14 protein-coding genes are annotated in these 18,451 nt (G+C 48.2%); 10 read left to right on the top strand and 4 right to left on the bottom strand.

Translation table 11 applies throughout. The annotated features are described in order from the left end of the window. The first annotated feature begins 85 nt into the window (after nucleotides 1-85). Entirely contained in the window at nucleotides 86-1,876 is a 1,791-nt protein-coding gene (locus O3C43_20150) for a sulfatase-like hydrolase/transferase (GenBank protein ID MDA1068804.1), read from the top strand. 59 nt (nucleotides 1,877-1,935) lie between these two features. After that, a complete protein-coding gene (locus tag O3C43_20155; protein MDA1068805.1) occupies nucleotides 1,936-3,012 on the top strand; it encodes a hypothetical protein in 1,077 nt (358 codons plus the stop codon). Nucleotides 3,013-3,165: 153 nt separating this feature from the next. On the opposite strand, the gene O3C43_20160 is transcribed toward O3C43_20155, so the two are convergent. The 3 genes from O3C43_20160 to O3C43_20170 all read right to left on the bottom strand — a co-directional run bounded on the left by O3C43_20160 (nucleotide 3,166) and on the right by O3C43_20170 (nucleotide 5,487). Continuing rightward, nucleotides 3,166-3,477 (bottom strand): DUF1330 domain-containing protein, encoded by a 312-nt coding sequence (locus O3C43_20160; GenBank protein ID MDA1068806.1) that lies wholly within the window; start codon nucleotides 3,475-3,477, stop codon nucleotides 3,166-3,168. 48 nt (nucleotides 3,478-3,525) lie between these two features. Further along, nucleotides 3,526-4,227, bottom strand: a complete 702-nt coding sequence (locus tag O3C43_20165) for a type I 3-dehydroquinate dehydratase (GenBank protein MDA1068807.1) — start codon at nucleotides 4,225-4,227, stop codon at nucleotides 3,526-3,528. Nucleotides 4,228-4,353: 126 nt separating this feature from the next. Continuing rightward, a complete protein-coding gene (locus O3C43_20170) occupies nucleotides 4,354-5,487 on the bottom strand; it encodes an ATP-binding protein (protein ID MDA1068808.1) in 1,134 nt (377 codons plus the stop codon). A 167-nt stretch (nucleotides 5,488-5,654) separates the two neighbouring features. Here O3C43_20170 and O3C43_20175 point away from each other — a divergent pair, with 167 nt between their 5' ends. After that, nucleotides 5,655-7,145, top strand: a complete 1,491-nt coding sequence (locus O3C43_20175) for a sulfatase (GenBank protein MDA1068809.1) — start codon at nucleotides 5,655-5,657, stop codon at nucleotides 7,143-7,145. A 148-nt stretch (nucleotides 7,146-7,293) separates the two neighbouring features. Here O3C43_20175 and O3C43_20180 read toward each other — a convergent pair whose 3' ends face one another. Further along, nucleotides 7,294-8,445, bottom strand: coding sequence for a fatty acid desaturase (locus O3C43_20180; GenBank protein ID MDA1068810.1), 1,152 nt, complete (start codon nucleotides 8,443-8,445; stop codon nucleotides 7,294-7,296). A gap of 220 nt (nucleotides 8,446-8,665) precedes the next feature. Between O3C43_20180 and O3C43_20185 the strand changes: the two genes are divergently transcribed. The 7 genes from O3C43_20185 (at nucleotide 8,666) to O3C43_20215 (ending at nucleotide 17,817) form a co-directional block, all read left to right on the top strand. Next, entirely contained in the window at nucleotides 8,666-9,643 is a 978-nt protein-coding gene (locus O3C43_20185; GenBank protein MDA1068811.1) for an LLM class flavin-dependent oxidoreductase, read from the top strand. Nucleotides 9,644-9,915: 272 nt separating this feature from the next. Then, nucleotides 9,916-10,458: a sigma-70 family RNA polymerase sigma factor gene (locus O3C43_20190; GenBank protein MDA1068812.1), complete on the top strand. Its 543-nt coding sequence runs from the start codon at nucleotides 9,916-9,918 to the stop codon at nucleotides 10,456-10,458. Continuing rightward, nucleotides 10,455-11,507: a FecR domain-containing protein gene (locus O3C43_20195; protein ID MDA1068813.1), complete on the top strand. Its 1,053-nt coding sequence runs from the start codon at nucleotides 10,455-10,457 to the stop codon at nucleotides 11,505-11,507. The genes O3C43_20190 and O3C43_20195 overlap by 4 nt, the downstream gene beginning before the upstream one ends. Nucleotides 11,508-11,635: 128 nt before the next feature. Further along, nucleotides 11,636-12,037 (top strand): STN domain-containing protein, encoded by a 402-nt coding sequence (locus tag O3C43_20200; protein ID MDA1068814.1) that lies wholly within the window; start codon nucleotides 11,636-11,638, stop codon nucleotides 12,035-12,037. Between the two features lie 114 nt (nucleotides 12,038-12,151). Beyond that, nucleotides 12,152-16,042, top strand: coding sequence for a TonB-dependent receptor (locus O3C43_20205; protein MDA1068815.1), 3,891 nt, complete (start codon nucleotides 12,152-12,154; stop codon nucleotides 16,040-16,042). Nucleotides 16,043-17,188: 1,146 nt separating this feature from the next. Next, complete coding sequence (locus tag O3C43_20210) at nucleotides 17,189-17,443, top strand: hypothetical protein (protein ID MDA1068816.1); 255 nt, start codon at nucleotides 17,189-17,191, stop codon at nucleotides 17,441-17,443. Beyond that, on the top strand, nucleotides 17,440-17,817 hold the full coding sequence (locus O3C43_20215; protein ID MDA1068817.1) for a type II toxin-antitoxin system VapC family toxin: 378 nt from the start codon (nucleotides 17,440-17,442) through the stop codon (nucleotides 17,815-17,817). Before O3C43_20210 ends, O3C43_20215 begins: the two co-directional genes overlap by 4 nt. The last annotated feature ends 634 nt before the right edge of the window (nucleotides 17,818-18,451 follow it).

An 18,451-nucleotide genomic window follows, 5' to 3' on the forward strand; every position in this document is an offset into this window, starting at 1 on the left:
GATAATTGCCTCGGTTGATCACGTGGTATAACCCACCCGCTTGCTCAAATCTAACTTTCCTGGCCATCAAACAAGGAGAGTATCTATGCACCCAGTGAGGGCAATAGTATTAAGTATTGGATTGACCCTTTTTTCTAGGCCCTTTTTTCTAGGCCTCAGAGAAGAATACGACGTTTACACCGAACGGTTGCAGGATGCGGGTTATCTTATTGGCCGCTATGGTAAAGGAGTTTGGCCAAGCAAACATACATTTCGAGGGCGCGATTCCTTTGGTGAACGATATCGCTCATTCGATGAATTCCTAATGCAAAGAAAAAGCGATGAGCCCTTTTGTTTCTGGTACGGCGGACAAGATCCGCATCGTCCCTATGAACTCGGTATCGGAGTGAAAAGTGGAATTGATTTGGAGGCTGTTGAACCGCCCGCCTGTTTGCCTGACAATGAAACGGTGCGCTCGGATTTGGCAGATTATTATTGGGAAGTACAACGATTTGACCGGGAAGTGGGAGAGGTCCTTGCACAACTCGAAGCAATGGGAGAGTTGGAGAATACCATCGTGGTGGTAAGTGGTGACAATGGCATGCCGTTTCCTCGTGCTAAAGCTACCTTGTATGACCTGGGTACTCGTGTTCCTTTAGCGGTTCGATGGGGATCCGAGGTTAAGGGAGGTCGGACCATTTCTGACTTTGTCAGCCTATGTGATTTTGCTCCGACGTTTTTGGAAGCCGCAGGACTAGCTCCTGGCAAGGCGATGACGGGAAAATCCATAATACCCATCCTCAATTCTAATCAATCCGGCCAAGTAAATCCTGATCGGAATTTCGTTCTCACCGGAATGGAGCAGCACGTCTATCGAAACCCTTCCCGCGCATTCCGAACGGAAGATTTCCTCTACATCCGGAATTTCGAACCTGAGAAATGGCTGACGGGTGAAGTCGAGGGAGAGAATCCAAATCACGATTTTGCGGTTACTCCTTGGCCCACCGGACCAGGAGCCTTTTCTTACAACATCGATCCATCTCCTACGAAACAATACCTACGGCATAATCGCGAAAACCAGGAAGTGAAAGAGTTGGTGAACTTGTCGTTTCGTGTTCCGCCTTCTGAGGAACTCTACGATCTTAAAGTGGATCCTGATCAACTTCAGAATATTGCAGCTGTCAAAGCCTACGAAAGGATACTTGAACAGCAGCGTTGCAGGCTCAACGTGGAATTGCTCAAGGCCGCTGATCCCCGAATGGAGGTCGATGGTTACGTTACTCAGCTTATTGAAGGTTGGGTCGTCCGGGTGAGTGAAGATCTTCGCAAACAGAAACCTGAGGAAACCGAGAAAACGTTGAGGCTCTTGAAAGCCCAGTGCCAAAAAGTGATAGAGGTGATTCCTGCGACTGCCGTTGTGTATTTGCAGTCCATTCAACTCTGGGTGTCGTTACCCAAGGAGGGTCGGCGGCCACGCGCGGAATTTCACCCCAGCGAAGACTGGTTGATTGAGAACGGCATGCAACCGGATAAAGTAAAGGGCGTCGAATTTACCAACACGGCGATCTTCGAAAAAGAAATCGTGCGCATGCCGATGTTGCTTCTTCATGAGTTGGCGCATGCCTATCATAACCTGGTGTTGGGATTCGATCATCCCGAACTACTGAGGCTCTATGAACAGGCCAAGGAAAATGGTTCTTATCAAAGGGTCGAACGCCGCAATCACGAAACGCAGATGGCTTACGCCATTACCAATCATAAGGAATACTTCGCCGAATGCACCGAGGCGTTTTTCGGAGAGAATGATTTTTATCCATTCAATAATATTGACCTTAAATTACACGACCCCGACATGTATGACCTGTTGACGGACATTTGGATTCGCACATACAATTAGGCCGTTCAATACTATTGAGAAAAATGAGTTTTATGCGCCCAATTTTTATTTTATTTATTATGATCAGCTCAACCGGCCTTGCCGCAGATTCTCGACCCACTATAAAAATGGAAGGTGAGAAGGTGGAGCTGGTTGTCGATTTAGGCGGGGGATCCATTTCCGAATTTAGATTAGGCCCTGATGGTCTAAATCCTTTGCAGTGGGATTCGTGGTCATTTAGCCCAAATGCGGATGAATCGCCTCCTATGCTGCCTCGCTCGATGGGACATTTCCTGTGCCTCGACCGTTGGGGATCCGCATCGGAAGCGGAGAAGGCTCATGGCATGACGAATCATGGTGAAGCCACTCAAGTATGGTGGGCCGTATCGCACGAGATGGAATCGGCTAGCGGAAAGTTGAATGTTCGCCTCAAGGCTGACTTGCCGATGGCAGGTATAAAAGCCGAGCGATCCATTTCTATGTTGAAATCCTCGCAAGTCGTGTTGGTCACAGAATTTGTTACGAACACAAATCCAATTGGTAGAATCTATAACATCGTTCAGCATCCGACGATAGGTGGTCCCTTTCTTGATGAATCCACCATAGTCGACACCAACGCTACCCGCGGCTTTATGCAGGAGCGCTCCATGCCGAATCCGGAAGATCCTGAAGTGCGCTGGCCAATATCACTCACCAAGGACGGTACCGAAGTGGACTTGCGTTTTTTGAAAAACGATCCTTCACCGAACGTGGTTTCTTTCATTGTGGAAGAAGAGTATGGATGGGTCACCGCAATCAGCCCAACTACTGGCCTGTTAGTTGGCTACTTGTGGAAAGCTTCGGATTACCCTTGGGTAAATATTTGGAGGCATGTCAAAGATGGAAACCCCTTCGCCCGTGGTCTTGAGTTTGGAACGACAGGACTCCACAAACCTGGCCACGACCTGGTTGCCAAAGGGAAGATCTTTGATCACTCGCTCTACCGCTACATCGATGCCGATGAGACTCAGGAATTCAGCTACGCTCTGTTTCTGCTCGAGGTCCCAGAAGATTTTAAGGGGGTTGCCGATCTAACTTATCGAGATGGAGAATTAACGCTCGTCGAAAATAAAGGAAAAGAACGACAGTTCAAACTTACTGCAGGCAACCTGTTTTAAGGGGGTGCGATTTCAAAAGATGTCACACACTATTTGTACGCTATTTTATGGTAGGTCTGTACAGGCCCTAATGCTCCGGTTCTAAGACGGCTCGCTCGGCGATCGAGCCCTACCCAAATCAGAATAGTTGCGACTACCTAAAGTTAAGCGGCTCTAGACTTTCGAACAACGTATCAATAACGAATTCCGAATCGCGGCCTCGCGGAGAGGTCTCACTTTTTTGAAATCTGGATCGAGACGAAAATCGTCGAAGGCTTTTTGATTGGGCCATTCGACGAAAAACACGAGGTCTCCATCGAACTCGCCGATTAAGGATTCATCCGGATGATATAAGTCCGTTGCTTTACCTCCATATTTCACCACAAACCCTAGAGCCGCATTCAAGTATTCTTGATATTTCTCTGCGCCACCCTCGGGCTTAAACCACAGCGCATTCATCATATAGATCTTTTCTTTGTCAGCCATAGTTTCCTTTTACGTTTTACGGTTCGAGCGTTTGAATAAGTTGTTTGCTCAGGAAATTTCATCCATCAATCGCCTCAGCTCGCTTGCGGGCCATTGACCGGGTGCGTTGGATACGCGAAGATAACCATAGTTCAGGACTGATCCAGCGCGCGCCAGCACCAGTCTCGATAATTTGCCAAGCGGGCCCATTCCCATCGCGCTGACCGGCATTTCGGTGGCTTCGACCAGCTCGGCCAAATTAAATACATCGACCATCTGTTCGACCACGACAGCGATCTTCACGATATCGACACCTATCTCTAAGGCGCTTCCGACTGCGTCGTGAAGATCGATCAAAGCCGGCATCATTTCAAAATCATGCATGGTGCCAATGAGGATGACGCCAGCAGCCTGAGCTTTGTTGGCCAACTCACACAACAGCTGTGAATCCTGAAGCGAGCGCAATTCAAGGTCGATCATCGCAGCTTTGGGGACGAAACGGGCAAGCAGCTCATGGCGCTCTGATTCATCCAGATCTCCTACGCCGCCCTCATCTGGGTGACGCGCAGTGATGAGAACTCGGCCCTCCAACTTATTCGCAACGGACTCTGCCAGGTCGAGATGCTCCCGTAGGTTATCGAGCCGGAACTCAAAGACGTCGATCTCCATGGGTGGACCTTCCTGATCAAGGAATAACAAATCCTCCACCGTTGTGACCGTCCCGATCACTAGCTGCCTTTCTTTAAGATTTTGAAAATTACTCTTAATCATCCTTATTTTAATATAAACATTCGACTTGCCGAAATTCCAAGACATCCAAGCGTTAAGACTTGCAGAGTCAATACCACCATTTTTAAGGATGGAGACGAGCATTGCAAAAATGGTCTGGCAATCACACTACAACCATTTGATTAAGGCCGGAAGACTCATGAAACGAACCTGCATGTCTTTAAATTTTCGGGTGAATGTTCGGTCTACGTCGTTAGCGAGGATAACTTTATCTGATTCCGGATGACTTTGGTGGAAGGCAGCCAGGTTTCCAATGTCGCCAGGATTCGCTTTCCACTTCGTTTCTATAGCACATGGCGGCTTGCCCCGTCGCAACAACACAAAATCTACCTCCCGTTTTTGTTTATCCCGCCAATATCTCAATTGATCCTTCCAGCCATGGGCACAAAACTGGTTGAGTACGAAATGCTCCCATAGCGGACCTCTATCCTCTTCGCGAATTGTTGACCAGCCTCGCTGGTAAGCTACGAATCCTGTATCGAAGCAATAGACTTTTGGTGCCGAGATAATTTCTTTTGTTTTATACTTGAAGAAAGGTTTAAGAACAAAAAAGACGTAAGTCTCCTGTAGTATTTGCAGATAGTTGGAAAGGGTAGGCCGGCTCGCCCCAACTGGGCTAGCTAGTGAGCTGGCCTCGAACATTCCCCCGCTCTGTTGGACTAGAAGTTCGAAAAAGCGAAAGAAAGATGCTCTACGCTCAACCCTGAAAAGCTCCTGAACATCTTTTGCCCAATAAGCCTCCATCCATTCCTGGTAATCCTTTTCCGGATACTTCTCAGCTAGGTAAAACGGAGGCAGACCACCTCTGATAAAACGGTGATCCCAACCGAAGTTTTCAAACGCCTCCCAATCTTCGAGAATCATCGGTGATAGCCAGATGTCATGTTTTCGTCCTGCCAGGGTATCTTTAAACTTTGCGGATGCCCCTAGTGTTGAGGAACCGGTTGCGATGATTTTCGTTTCGGGAAAATGGTCAGCGGCAATTTTCAGTAATTCCGAGGGATTATCTAATCGGTGTATCTCGTCCAAAGCGATGCGTCGTCCTTTCAGTGATCCCAAGAATTCTTCAGGGTCCCCTATTTCGCGCCGCACACGCGGGAGTTCACAGTCAAAGTATTCTACGCTTTCCAGGCTTTGACAAAGCACGGTCTTGCCCGAGCGTCTCACCCCGCTTAGCCAAATCAGACTGCGCTCTTTCCAGGCCGACTCTATGCGGTTTATCCAATATTTTCTTTTAACCATCAGCAAAGCATTCTTCATATAGTATAACTATATGCAACTCTATTTTCATATGGTAAATTTGTGAATGTACCTAATTTAGGGCAGATCAGGTAAGTCGACCAACCTATAAACTCCCTCTTCTCAAATTAAAACCTTGTGCAGTTCCAACATTTTAGCACATTGAAATCATGATTCGATTCTTTCTTCTTCTCACTTCAACCCTGACCCTAACGCTAAGCACAAGCTTTGCCCATAAGCCCAATATTCTATTCATCGCTATCGATGATCAAAACGACTGGATCGGCTGCATGGATGGCCATCCGCTGGTTCAAACACCGAACATCGACAAGCTTGCCGCTCGCGGAACGCTCTTTACCAATGCCCATACACAATCCCCGTTGTGTAATTCTTCGCGCACGAGTTTGATGGTGGGTCTTCGCCCAAGCACCACAGGAATTCACGGACTCGCTCCCTGGTTCAGAGATGTGCCTCAGTGGAAAGACCTCATTTCGCTACCGCAACATTTCGCCAACAACGGCTACCAGACTTACAGCAACGGGAAAATCTATCATAGCATCCGTAGTCAACCAGCAGATACGCCTAATCCAGAGTTCCAGCATTGGGGTTCGCGGGGTGGGGTAGGTTCCACACCGCCTCAGAAACTAATTCCTACAACTCCCTTTGGTAACCATCCTTTAATGGACTGGGGAGTGTGGCCCGACGATAATGACGATACCAAAAAAGGCGATTGGGATGTCGCTTCTCAGGCAATCAAAATGCTTGAAAACATGCCCGATGGAAAACCCTTTTTTCTGTCCGCTGGTTTCTTTCTCCCACATGTTCCCTGTTTCGCTACTCAGAAGTGGTTCGACCTTTATCCCAACGACGAATCGGTGCTGCCCCCCATGCGGAAGGATGACAGAGATGATACCTCTCGTTCTTCCTGGTGGATTCATTGGAGTTTGCCTGAGCCACGCCTAAAATGGCTCGAAGAAAATAATCAGGTCATCAATCTCGCCCGCTCTTACATGGCGTCGACCAGCTTTGTGGATAGCCAGATTGGTCGCATCCTCGACGCACTCGAAAAGTCAGGCCACAAGGATGACACGATCGTAGTTCTATGGAGTGACCATGGTTATCACCTCGGTGAGAAATTGATCACCGGGAAAAATACACTCTGGCGCCGCTCTACCCGGATACCACTTATTTTTGCCGGACCTGGAGTAACTCCGGGTCAACGCTCCAATCGACCTGCAGAGCTGCTCGACATCTATCCTACATTGGTGGACCTCGTGGATCTACCTGAGGTCGATCATCTCGAAGGACTAAGTCTGACACCTCAGTTAACCAACGCGCAAGCTCCTCGGAAACGCCCTGCTATCACTTCTCATAATCAGGGCAACTATTCCATCGTGTCTGAAGAATGGCGTTACATTCACTACGTCGACGGAGCCGAAGAACTCTACGATATTGTCAACGATCCGAACGAATGGACGAACCTCGCCGGCAACAGCGAAAACGAACCTGTATTGAAATCCATGCGAAAATGGTTACCTAAAATCGACAATGGTCCCACGCCTGGAAGCGGTGCCCGGATTCTGACCTACTACGACAGAACCCCTGTTTGGGAAGGCCAGGTCATTGGCAAAAACGACCCTATTCCTCACGACAAGAAGTGAATAGTGTTTTTCCTTTTAATTAATCGATTAAGATTAAGATGAGGATTAAGATTAAGAGTAAGAGTAAGATTGAGATTGAGAGTAAGATTGAGATGAGAATGGCGAAACGCGGTCATTCCCGGCGATACCTGTTAACTCTCTTTCCGATTTACCGCAAACCCTCAGGAGCCAACTCGCCGATTGAACTTGCCAGTTCGTCGGTATCGTCTGCGTGGGTACTCTCCTTCGGTTGAGGCACTGGAGTGTCGAACTCATAATTCGGGTCGGCCTTTTGTCGTTCCCAGGTTTCGCGCATCTCTCGCCACGCGCCAAGGACCGTGCGCGGTTCGGGCATGTCTTCTGAGATTTCTTTGGCTAACTTCTTGAGGTTGTAGCAGGGAACTGCCGCATACATGTGGTGCTCAGTATGCCAGTTCATGTGCCAGTAGAGAAACTCGACCAGCGGATTGAGTTTGGTTGAACGCGTACTTTTGCGAAAATCCGGGATGTTGTCGCGCAAGCCACAGTGCTGGGTCATGCCAGTAAGGTAACGAAGCCAATTGGCAGTAAACGCAAAACAAGAGACGATAATGGGCAATATCCACAGACCACTCACGATCGAAACTGCCAGCAAGGATCCGTGGAAAAGCAGTAGCAGGCGCGACCACCATACCGACTTCCTGAATTCCTCTGGCTGATCCTCGTGCAAAGCCTGCAGCCATTCTCTACTCGGAGCCTTTGTCGATCCGACGACTCCACAAGCCGATTTCAGGGTGACCCAGATCGTTGAGAGAAGACCGCCCTTGGCGAAACTGCGTCCCGGTTGAGTGAATACGTTCACCGTAAATAGTTGGACTAGGAGGTGCCAACGCAACGAGGGCACAAGTGGACTCAAGTTTTCCCGATCTGCTTCGGGGAATTGAGTATAGCGATGATGATAGGTGTGGCTAAGGCCGTAGTCGAATGGATCCCACCAGCTTAAAAGGCTAACCAGATAGAGGAAACATTTATTCAGCCACCTGGATTGAAATACGGTGCCATGACCTAGTTCATGCGCACCGATTCCCGAAAAGAAACTTCCAATCGATCCGTGCAAGAATAGCGCGCCAAAAAATCCAACCCAAATCTGTTGCTGCCAAAAGTAAAACGAAAGAGCGCCGGTGGCTACAAGTAATAGCAAGTGTCCTCCCGCTTGAACCAATCCTTTCAAATCACTTCGTATCGACAACTCACGAAGTTTTGCGCGCTCGACCGGACAACGATACCACGACACTCGAAGGTCTTTTCTTACTTCAGCAAGCGGTCTATAGGTGGTGCTCATTAGTCTGTGGTGTCGTTTTCTTTTAGAAAATTGAGATTAAAGTGTGGCTGCAGCTTCCATACAATTAATTTCTCTTTTGGAGGTTTAGGGATTTCGAACAAATAAAAAACTAATACATGCTTATGTGTTCGATCAGGTAGGATTTTATTTGTCGTGCCATCCGACTCGCCCGCTTTCGTTTGCACTTGGCATTTACCCCACGTGTCGCCATCTGAATTCTATGACCCCATATTCCCTGCTCGACTTGGTTCCCGTTATCGAAGGTGGTAATATCGCCCAGGCCATCGCTAACGCCGTCGACCTCGCTACCCACGCTGAGAGCCTCGGCTTTAAGCGCTATTGGGTGGCTGAACATCACGGCATGCCGGGCATCGCCAGTGCCGCCACCTCGGTGGTGATCGGCCACATTGCAGAGGCTACCAAAACAATCCGGGTCGGTGCCGGTGGTATCATGCTCCCCAACCATGCGCCCTTGGTGATAGCCGAACAATTCGGCACGCTGGCAGCGCTCTATCCGGATCGCATTGATTTGGGGCTGGGGCGGGCACCGGGAAGCGACCAGCTCGTCGCCAAGGCGATTCGCCGTACGCTTAGCAGCGACCCGCAAGCTTTTCCCCGCGACGTGATGGAGTTGCAAAGCTATTTTGCCGACGATGGGAAAACAGGCATCACCGCCACCCCGGGTGCAGGCACCGAAATCCCGCTCTACATTTTAGGCAGCAGCCTCTTCGGCGCGCAAGTCGCCGCTGCGCTGGGCCTTCCCTATGCTTTCGCCAGCCATTTCGCTCCGGAAATGCTCGACCATGCACTCATGATCTATCGAGACGAATTCCGCCCCAGTGCGCAGTTAAGCAAACCCTACGCCTTCGGTGCCATGACCATAATAGCCGCAGAAACTGATGAAGAAGCGGAATTTCTGGCCAGCTCGCTCCAGCAAAGTTTCATTCGCCTCCGCACCGGCACACCCGGCCAATTGCCCCCACCGATCAAGGACTATAAGCAAAGTCTGCCTCCTCAATACGCTTCGATCCTCAACAGTGTTTTGGAATGCAGCGCCATAGGCGGTCCCGAAAAGGTAAAGGAAGATGTCGCGCGCTTCATCGAGCGCACACAGGCCGACGAAATCATCATCACCAGTTCGATATTCGACCATCAAAAACGCAAAGCCAGCCTCGAAATTGCTGCCTCCGTCTTCTGATTTCCCCAAAATCCACCATTCAGGCGTCTTGCGCTGAACCGAGTGGAAGACGACTTCGCCCAAGCAAATCATAGTCTTGAAAAGGAGTCGTTTCCTGGTTCTTGGACATGCTCATGTCTTTTAGCCACTTTAAAAATATCGTCTGGATTCAACGAGGAATCAGCGATTTAAAGAAAAAGTGCATTTTCTCAAAATTTCTTTAATGGTTTTTCCAAGTCAGGTGTTGTTTCATTCGGTAGGTCTACTATTTTTCTACCTGCTCAACTTATTGAATGAAAGATCAGGACACAGAACAGGCGCGGTGGTTCGTAGACGAGGTCCTCCCCCACGAAAACGACCTTCGTGGCTGGCTGCGCACCCGCTTCCCATCCATTGGGGATGTCGACGATCTGGTTCAGGAGGCTTTTACGCGCTTACTCAAGGCGCACGGTTCCGGACCAATTGTTAATCCGCGGGCATTTCTGTTCGTAGTTACCAGGAATCTCGCGCTCAACCAACTGCGCCATTTGAAGTACGAACGTCCTCAGGGTGCCACCGAGGTCGATCCATTGAGTATTATGGACGAGGTGAACAGCCCGCCGGAATCCATGGTCGTTAAGGAAGAATTTCAACATTTAATCCAGGCAATCCAATCTTTACCCAACCGTTGCCGTCAGGTGATGACCTTACGCAAGATTTACGGTTTGTCCCAAAAGGAGGTCGCCAAAAAACTGGGAATATCCGAGCATACGGTGGAAGCACAAGGCACCATCGGACTGCGCAAATGCATCGCATTTTTCCGGCAACAGGGATATACCTCCCGATTCGCAAAATGAAAGATTCAACACCCGATTTTAATGAGGACTCGCAGGTCGAACAAGCAGCAGCCGAATGGGTGCTGAGGATAGACCGAGGCCTGACTGCGCAGGAACAGGATGACTACACTGAATGGTTGGTCGAAGACCCAAGTCACCGGGAAGCTATGGCTCTCTTCGAATGGGGTTGGGAGGAATTCGACCGTTTGGCTGGATTGCAGACCACACACCATGCGCAGGTGGATCCCGATCTACTGGCTCCTGGTAATGCGTTTATTCCGGAACCCAAAAGAAACCGGAAACTGATTGCCTGGATGACGGCTCTTCCCGTCGCCGCCGCGCTGGCGTTGACGGTGTATTTTTCCTGGCCAACCCAGGAACCGGGCGGAATGGAGATAAAACCCGCGATCGAATTGATGGCGCGCATCGAGCAACGTTTGCTGGAGGATGGTTCCAAGGTGGAAATTAATCGCGGTGCTGTTGTCGAGGTTGTCTATTCGGCAAACGAACGCCGCGTAAACCTCACCAAAGGTGAAGCTAATTTCAAAGTGGCGAAAGACCCGGGTCGACCGTTTATCGTCAATGTGGCGGGTGTGGATGTTCGGGCGGTGGGTACCATCTTCAGTGTGAAATTGTCCAATGACGAAGTCGGAGTGATTGTTACAGAAGGCAAAGTAAGTGTTCTCACTAAATCTTCAGAAACCAGACCAGACATAGCCGTCGAAGATTCATTTCTCGGGATAGGCCAACGTGGAATTGTGAAACTGAATTCCAAGATTCCCTATGTGGAAGTGACCAACCTGAGCCTGCCGGAAATTGAGGAAGTCATGCGGTGGCAACCACGGTTGCTTGATTTTGATTCGGCACCCTTGGGCCTGATTGTGGAAGAGTTTAATCGCAGCAATCCAATCCAGGTTGTGCTCGGTGATCCGTCCTTGGAAATGATCAAGCTAAGCAGTTCATTTTGGTCGGACAATGTGGAAGGGTTTGTTCGTTTGATGGAATCCAGCTTCGGCATGAAAGCCGATTGGCGTGGAAGCAGGGAGATTGTTCTGCGAGAAGCCCAATAGTCCAAAATTTTCACCGATGATTGATTTAATTGTAGGAGGGGGTTTATCCCCCGATCACTTTGTAGGCCTTCGAACAATCGGGGGATAAACCCACTCCTACAGCATAGCTTCGAACCTAAACCCCATCCATGCAACCGGATCGCCAATCATTCACACATCTCATCCTCGTTTTGGGGTTTGTTTTTTCCTTCCTTCTCACCGGGTGTTCGGAAAAAGAAACCACCCGTTTGGACATACCTGAAGGCTTCGCCACGAACACGCTTAAGGAATTCGCCAGGCAGGCGAATGTCGAAATCATTTTTGATCCGCAAAGTGTTTATGGAGTAAAGACCCATGCGGTAAGCGGAGAGCATGAACCCCGTTCTGCCCTGCGTATCATGCTCAAGGATACTCCTCTGACCGTTGATTTTGACGCCGAGTCTGGAGCCTACGCCGTAATTCGTATTAAGCTATCAGGAAATTTCAACTGTGCCCCATTGTTCGATACGATTGCAGGAATTTCTTATACTCAATTTTTGATACAAAACTAAAAAATGATTATTAACTTAAATTTCTTTTAACGGAAAAAGCGGCGTTGAGGTTTGTTTTCTCTGAACAACCCAATCTCTTCTTATGTTCGACGCCGCTAAATTGCTCTTCACAACATGTTTGTTTCGACACATGATTTTTGGCGAGGGCTTTTGTCTGCGGCGGTTCTTCTCCTTATGTTCTCCGCAAGATCAATAGCCTCTGACATCCAATCCTTCGATTTGGATGGTGGCGATGCTACGCAAACTCTGAAGGAGTTCGCGAAGCAATCTCGCCTCAGCATTGTCTTTGATCCGCAGGGTGTGAAGGGAGTTCAGACTCAGGAAGTAGTTGGGATGTTGTTACCCAAGGATGCGCTGGAGCGCATGCTTGAAGGCACGCCTCTTGTTTTCAAACAGGATTTGGAAACGGGTGCGTTTGCCATAACGCGGTCGGAGATTCCGTCTCTAGACCAGGTAATCATAACCTCAGAATCAGAACAAAAACCCATTCAAAAGACTGATATGAACGCAAAAAAGAACAATTGGTTTAAAACACTCTCAGCAGTATTAACCCTAGGGACAACGATCGCAGGGGCTCAGCCAAGTAGCGATGAGGATCAAGTTTATGACTTAAGCCCATTCACAATTCAATCCGATGAAACGGTTGGTTATTTGGCTACAAGCACGCTATCTGGGACTCGAATAAAAACGGATCTCAAGGACCTTGGAGCAGCGATATCTGTGGTCACTTCAGAATTAATGAGTGACCTTGGTGCCACCGATGCAGCAACACTACTTTCTTACACAACGAACACGGAGGTCGGAGGCAATAATGGAAATTTCACCGGTGCAGAACCCGATGCATTTGGACGTTTTTTGCAACCAGATGCACGAACAAATCCCCAACTGAACCAACGCATTCGAGGATTGGGTAATGCAGATTTAACCAGAGGGCTTTTCCTGACTGATATCGCATTTGATAGCTATAATACTGACCGGATTACCGTAAGTAGGGGTCCAAACTCGCTTCTTTTCGGAATAGGAAGTCCAGGTGGCGTCATCGATAATTCTACAAAGCAGGCAGTGCATAACACTGATTTTGGTGAGGTAAAATTCCGGCTAGATAATTACGGGAGTTTTAGATCGGAAATTGATATCAACCGCAATTTGATAGATGGGCGGGTCTCGTTGCGAATTGCGGCTCTGAGAGACGATGTGCAATACAAGCAGGATCCTGCATTTAATTTGGACGAACGATTTTATGCGGCACTAAATGTAATTTTATTACCTAACAGCAACAGTAGTTTTCTCGATGAGACCAGATTTAGGGCGAATGGGGAAACCGGTACATCCGGTGGTTCACCCTTGGAAATCATTCCCCCCACGGTTGGTTACCATAATTGGTTTGAGCCGATACCGGCTTCCATTCAGCAGTACATCGGGACAACGGCTCCTCTTACTACTGTTTCTCCTAGTGAAGGAGGAACTTGGGAGTTCCAAGCGTTGCATGACGATCCGCTCGGAACCGGCAGCAATGAATCTCGTGTAAACACTAATATTCATCCAACTCTTTTCCGTCAGGCAGGAATTGTATATGCTACAAGAGGATCTGAGGCTGATGTTGGTTGTTGTGGTGGGATACAGGGGTTCAATGGATTGACCCCATGGTCAAGATCTAGAGATACACTTGATAGCACGGGTTTAGCGGGAACCCCGCTTGCTATAAACACATTTGGGGCTAACGCACCCGGTGACACACCTGTGAGCCAGGTTCGTCACTATATGACCAACAGTACCTACGGTGAAAGCTATGCAATAGGATTTGCTGCCCCGACCTTGCAAAACCGTGACGTATTCGACTACCGCAATCACATGTATAGTAATGGAATTGACCGAGTTAGCAGAGATTTCAATGCTGTTAATTTCGCATTAGAGCAGAGCTTTTTTAAGAATCAGGCGGGTATTGAAATTGCTTATGACAAGCAATCATACAAATCACACCAAGACTTTCCATTTTCAGGTGGAGAAGGTGGCAGTACTACTGGTCCTTACGACATTAGCATAGACAATTCGGTATACTTGACCAATGGGCAGCTCAATCCGAACCTCGGAAGGGCTCTTACGCGTGTCAGAGGCCCACGAGAGAAATTTGATGAAATCGAGCGAGAAACTGTTCGCGTGACAGCATTTGCGAAACTGGATTTTAGAGAAAAATCTGGATGGATGAAATTTCTGGGGCATCATCAATTCACCGGATTGTATAATGACCATACGAGAGATAATTTAGGGTCGGATTTTAGAGATTCCATTAATAGTAACGAGTTTAACATAAAATCTGCTCTGCAGAGTGAATTTCCCGATAGCCGAAGAACTCTCAATATAATGGCATATACTAGTGAACAATCACTTATTGGTGTGCAATCGATGGACGATATCCGTCTCCATCCCATCGATATCCAAAAATATGAACCTGGATACGAATTTAACTATCATTATGTAGATACGACACCTGCTGGACCGTTGAATAATGGTGTTGCCGGAGACAGAACAATTAAAGCCGGGACCGCTTTCATAGAGCAATTCCTGAGTGATCAGAGTATCTCTAGGACCTCTATCGAAGCGAAGGCCATTTCTTGGCAGAGTTACTTTTTGGATGATCATATCGTTGGGCTTTACGGGTATCGTGAGGATGACACGGAAAGTTTTTCCAGAAACAATGAGGACGAAGCTGGCTTCTCAAGAAGGTTGCCGAACGGACACCATGATCCAAATTTCACCAAGCTTTCATCAACTCCTAGTTTGGTTGAAACCGGAGATACTACAACCTGGAGCGTAATTGGCCGGTATCCTGAAAAGTTTATGGGCGAGCTTCCTTTCGGTATGGACTTGCAAGTCCACTATGCGGAATCGGAAAATTTCAATCCAATTGGTCTCCGTAACAATGCCTTGGGTCAACCTATCGGTCAGCCTACAGGCTCAACTAAGGAATATGGATTTCTGATCAGTTTGGATGATAATAAGTATTCAATAAAATTCAACTGGTTTGAAACTGATTTAGCCGATATCTCGGCAGGGCTCGGTTTTGATTTGGCTAACCACGTGTTTGATCGAATAGAAGAACATCGCATGGGTGAATTGACCGGTATCCCTTGGGCAGATCACATTCCATCAGGAGTAAACGGTGGCCCTGCTTCTTTCCCGATACAGAGTTATGATAGCTGGTATAGTGCCCAGTTAGGGGCTCTTCCTCAAGCCTTGGTGGACGTTGTAAATCCACGGCAGGTCGACACGGACGGAGATGGTTTATGGAATGAATATGTATACGACGATATCCCGAATATCGGATCCACGCAGGGCCGAGTTGCAGAAGGGTTTGAGGTTGAATTTGTCGCAAATCCAACCTCCTCTTGGCGTCTTATGGCTAACATCAGTAAGCAGGAAACTGTCCAAAACGACACCGCGTCTGTGATGTCGGAGACGGTGGAAAGTTATATCTCAGCTGTTCAGTCAGCTAGGCTTGGTGAACTCTTCGAAGACGGATTCCTGCAACGGTCGAATTTCGTTTATGATGTGCCTTTGTTTACTTCAATACTTGCACCCATTCGTGCCGCCAAAGCTCTTGATGGCACGGTATCAAGTGAGCAACGTAAATGGCGTTTTACGGGCGTTAGCACTTATGAGTTTTCAGAGGGCCTTTTCCAAGGCTTCTCGGTCGGAGGAGCTGTTCGTTGGGAAGATAGTGCTGCAACAGGCTATGAGTTTGTGCTAGAGCCAGAATCTGGAGTTACGATTCCTGATCTAAGTAAACCATTTTTTGGTGATGAACTGTTTAGTGGAGATGCATGGATTACTTACCGAAAAAGGCTCTTTGATGAGAAAATCGATTGGACAGTACAATTAAACGTTAGAAACCTTGTCGGCGAAAGTGGCGATATCCCGATTAAAACCAATCCAGATGGGCAGTTGTCCGTTGTCCGTATCCCTAATCCGAGGACCGTTTATCTGTCGAACTCGTTCAAATTCTAATTGGTAGAAGATAGGAATAGAGGACGGTACTGAATAAAACTACCTTAACCTAAGCTTACAGCAAATGGCAGCTGCTTCAACAAGCCCTACCAATCAAAGCAAGCCGAAGGAAAAAGGTGCCGGACCTAGTATTTTAGTATTCTCTGATCTGTGAACGGTTGGGACCACTTCTTTAGGAGCGAAATTGTATTGAGGGGTGATTGGGAGTCGTCTGTTTTGAGCGCTTTTTGTGGCATTGGGACGGAATCTCCTCCACGTGATTTTAAATTTGTGTGGAATAGAATGAACTGCTGCCGATTTCGCAGTGTAAGGCAATGTCGGTTATTTCGAGTCTTCTCATCCACTGGTATAAACCGGACGCATCGGTAACACATTTACCGGGCACATAGGTTACAGTTAAAAAGGCAGAGGTGAAGAACGGGGTCATATCTTCATTCTTGACAGAACGCAGTCTTTTTTCGCAACAGTCCTGGTATCACAACGGGCTCGATCGCCGGCTCACAGATGTGCATGGTCATGTAATCAAGGACGTGCTGGCGGGAGGATGCATCCGGAACCATCGCTGGCCTGAGGGCGCAACCCGAAATCCTTACCCGTTACGATGTCTGCCTCCGCTACGAAGTCGCATCGTGAGAGGTTTGTTAGGGGGTCTGGTTTGTTTATGTTCGATCCTTCCAACGCAAGCAGACAGGGTCAGTGGTCAATTATCAAGTTTCCGATTGGCCACTGCTGTCCAGAATAAATGATGTCTGGGGAAAGGAACCTGCGGAACCCTTCTTCCTTATTAGAGGACTTGTTGCCGGCTGTGTCTAGCTGTAATGAACCTAAAACCGCAGTTGAATGAATACATAGAGTTCAAGTATTTTTTAGAGAGCGATTTGGGAGAAAGACCGCTTTCACCCAACAGGGGAAGAGATTTTTTTAATCATTCAACCCGAATGGGACGTGCGGTCTTACCGCCCTGGTGGCGTTGTAAGCAGGGCGCAGTGAGGACCACAGCTAGCCCACTTACATCTGGTAATGACATCAAGCCTGCCCGTCTGCGGAATTTAGGATGAAGGGGGATGTCGTCGGATCAAACTGGGGAGTACATGCCAGGAAGAGCTGAGTCTTGACAGACCCATAAATATGGGTGAGACTATAATCATGAAAACCACCCTCGAGTTTCCCGACTCTTTGTTTCGCCGAGCCAAATCTACCGCAGCCCGGAAGGGGCAAACCATGACCGCTTTTGTAACTTCAGCGATAGAAGCGAAGCTGGCAGCGGATGAAACGGCAGTGACTGAAAAGCCTTGGATGCGATTCGCAGGCTTATTGAAGAAAGATCGGCAAGAATCCAGCCGCATCCTCCAGCGAATTGAGGAATCCTGTGAGCAGGTGATTCCGGAGGATTGGGAGTGATCATCGACACGAATGCGCTTTCAGCATTTTTCGACGGAGAAAAAGCCTTGGTGTCTGTGCTGGCTTCCACTGATGAAGTGTATCTGCCGGTTATTGTATTGGGAGAATACCGTTATGGTTTGCGTGGCTCAAAACTGCGAAAACAATTCGAGCCACAATTGATGTCTTTTGCCAAAGCGTGTACTGTGCTCGCTATCTTGGAAACCACGACTCAATTTTATGCTACCATTCGTCATGGGCTAAGGAAGCAGGGAACACCAATTCCTGAAAATGATGTGTGGATCGCCGCCTTGGCCTTAGAGTACGGTCTTCCCGTATTGAGTAACGATCTCCATTTCGACAGTGTTCAACAAATCGACCGGATTGGTTGGTAAAGGGATAATCCGCGCATTTTGGTATAGATGCCCATTTAGGAATGTCGAACCAACCAAACGTTGCCGATGCAAATTCAATGATGGCATTGGAAGCTACCGCATAGGTAACCGCCACCCGCATGACTTTGCGCCGTTTCAGCTCGGCCCAGGGAATGTGCTGGTTCGGGGACCGCGGCGTATGGGAAAGTCTTCTCTGGTCGTCAACACATTCAGCAGGGGACGGTCCTAGTTGTTTTGTATTTTTGTGTTACCAATACTCTTTTTTATCTGCCTTAACAGGGTGTGGCCAAAGCGGATAAAGAATTTAGGGAATTTTTTCCCGGCAGGGTAGCTTGCTCTTAACTTTTTTGTTTCGATAAAGAGAGGATGCCTTTGGGGAGGTGGTTGGCTCGATTATATTTTCGTCTGACAAGAAACGGCTTGGTACGGCGGAAACAATCTGATTGGTAGCTGGAATGGATTATCGTACTAAAGCGGAATATTTCATTAAAGGAATCACTGGTGGCTTCGTTGAAGCTGAGGAAGTCATTGCCTGGTCTGACGAAGTGCTCGTGGAGGCTGAGAAGACCGAGGACTGGATGATAGAAATCTCGACCAGCGGCCCTGGCGATAGATTGTCGATCCTGAGCCACCT

Source organism: Verrucomicrobiota bacterium (assembly GCA_027622555.1).
GTDB lineage: Bacteria > Verrucomicrobiota > Verrucomicrobiia > Opitutales > UBA2995 > UBA2995.

What these genes read in the sequence shown, in the direction of transcription:
- O3C43_20150 (MDA1068804.1), top strand. Translation starts at nt 86, where the DNA reads ATGCACCCAGTGAGGGCAATAGTATTAAGTATTGGATTGACCCTTTTT.
- O3C43_20155 (MDA1068805.1), top strand. Translation starts at nt 1,936, where the DNA reads ATGATCAGCTCAACCGGCCTTGCCGCAGATTCTCGACCCACTATAAAA.
- O3C43_20160 (MDA1068806.1), bottom strand. Translation starts at nt 3,477, where the DNA reads ATGGCTGACAAAGAAAAGATCTATATGATGAATGCGCTGTGGTTTAAG.
- O3C43_20165 (MDA1068807.1), bottom strand. Translation starts at nt 4,227, where the DNA reads ATGATTAAGAGTAATTTTCAAAATCTTAAAGAAAGGCAGCTAGTGATC.
- O3C43_20170 (MDA1068808.1), bottom strand. Translation starts at nt 5,487, where the DNA reads ATGGTTAAAAGAAAATATTGGATAAACCGCATAGAGTCGGCCTGGAAA.
- O3C43_20175 (MDA1068809.1), top strand. Translation starts at nt 5,655, where the DNA reads ATGATTCGATTCTTTCTTCTTCTCACTTCAACCCTGACCCTAACGCTA.
- O3C43_20180 (MDA1068810.1), bottom strand. Translation starts at nt 8,445, where the DNA reads ATGAGCACCACCTATAGACCGCTTGCTGAAGTAAGAAAAGACCTTCGA.
- O3C43_20185 (MDA1068811.1), top strand. Translation starts at nt 8,666, where the DNA reads ATGACCCCATATTCCCTGCTCGACTTGGTTCCCGTTATCGAAGGTGGT.
- O3C43_20190 (MDA1068812.1), top strand. Translation starts at nt 9,916, where the DNA reads ATGAAAGATCAGGACACAGAACAGGCGCGGTGGTTCGTAGACGAGGTC.
- O3C43_20195 (MDA1068813.1), top strand. Translation starts at nt 10,455, where the DNA reads ATGAAAGATTCAACACCCGATTTTAATGAGGACTCGCAGGTCGAACAA.
- O3C43_20200 (MDA1068814.1), top strand. Translation starts at nt 11,636, where the DNA reads ATGCAACCGGATCGCCAATCATTCACACATCTCATCCTCGTTTTGGGG.
- O3C43_20205 (MDA1068815.1), top strand. Translation starts at nt 12,152, where the DNA reads ATGTTTGTTTCGACACATGATTTTTGGCGAGGGCTTTTGTCTGCGGCG.
- O3C43_20210 (MDA1068816.1), top strand. Translation starts at nt 17,189, where the DNA reads ATGAAAACCACCCTCGAGTTTCCCGACTCTTTGTTTCGCCGAGCCAAA.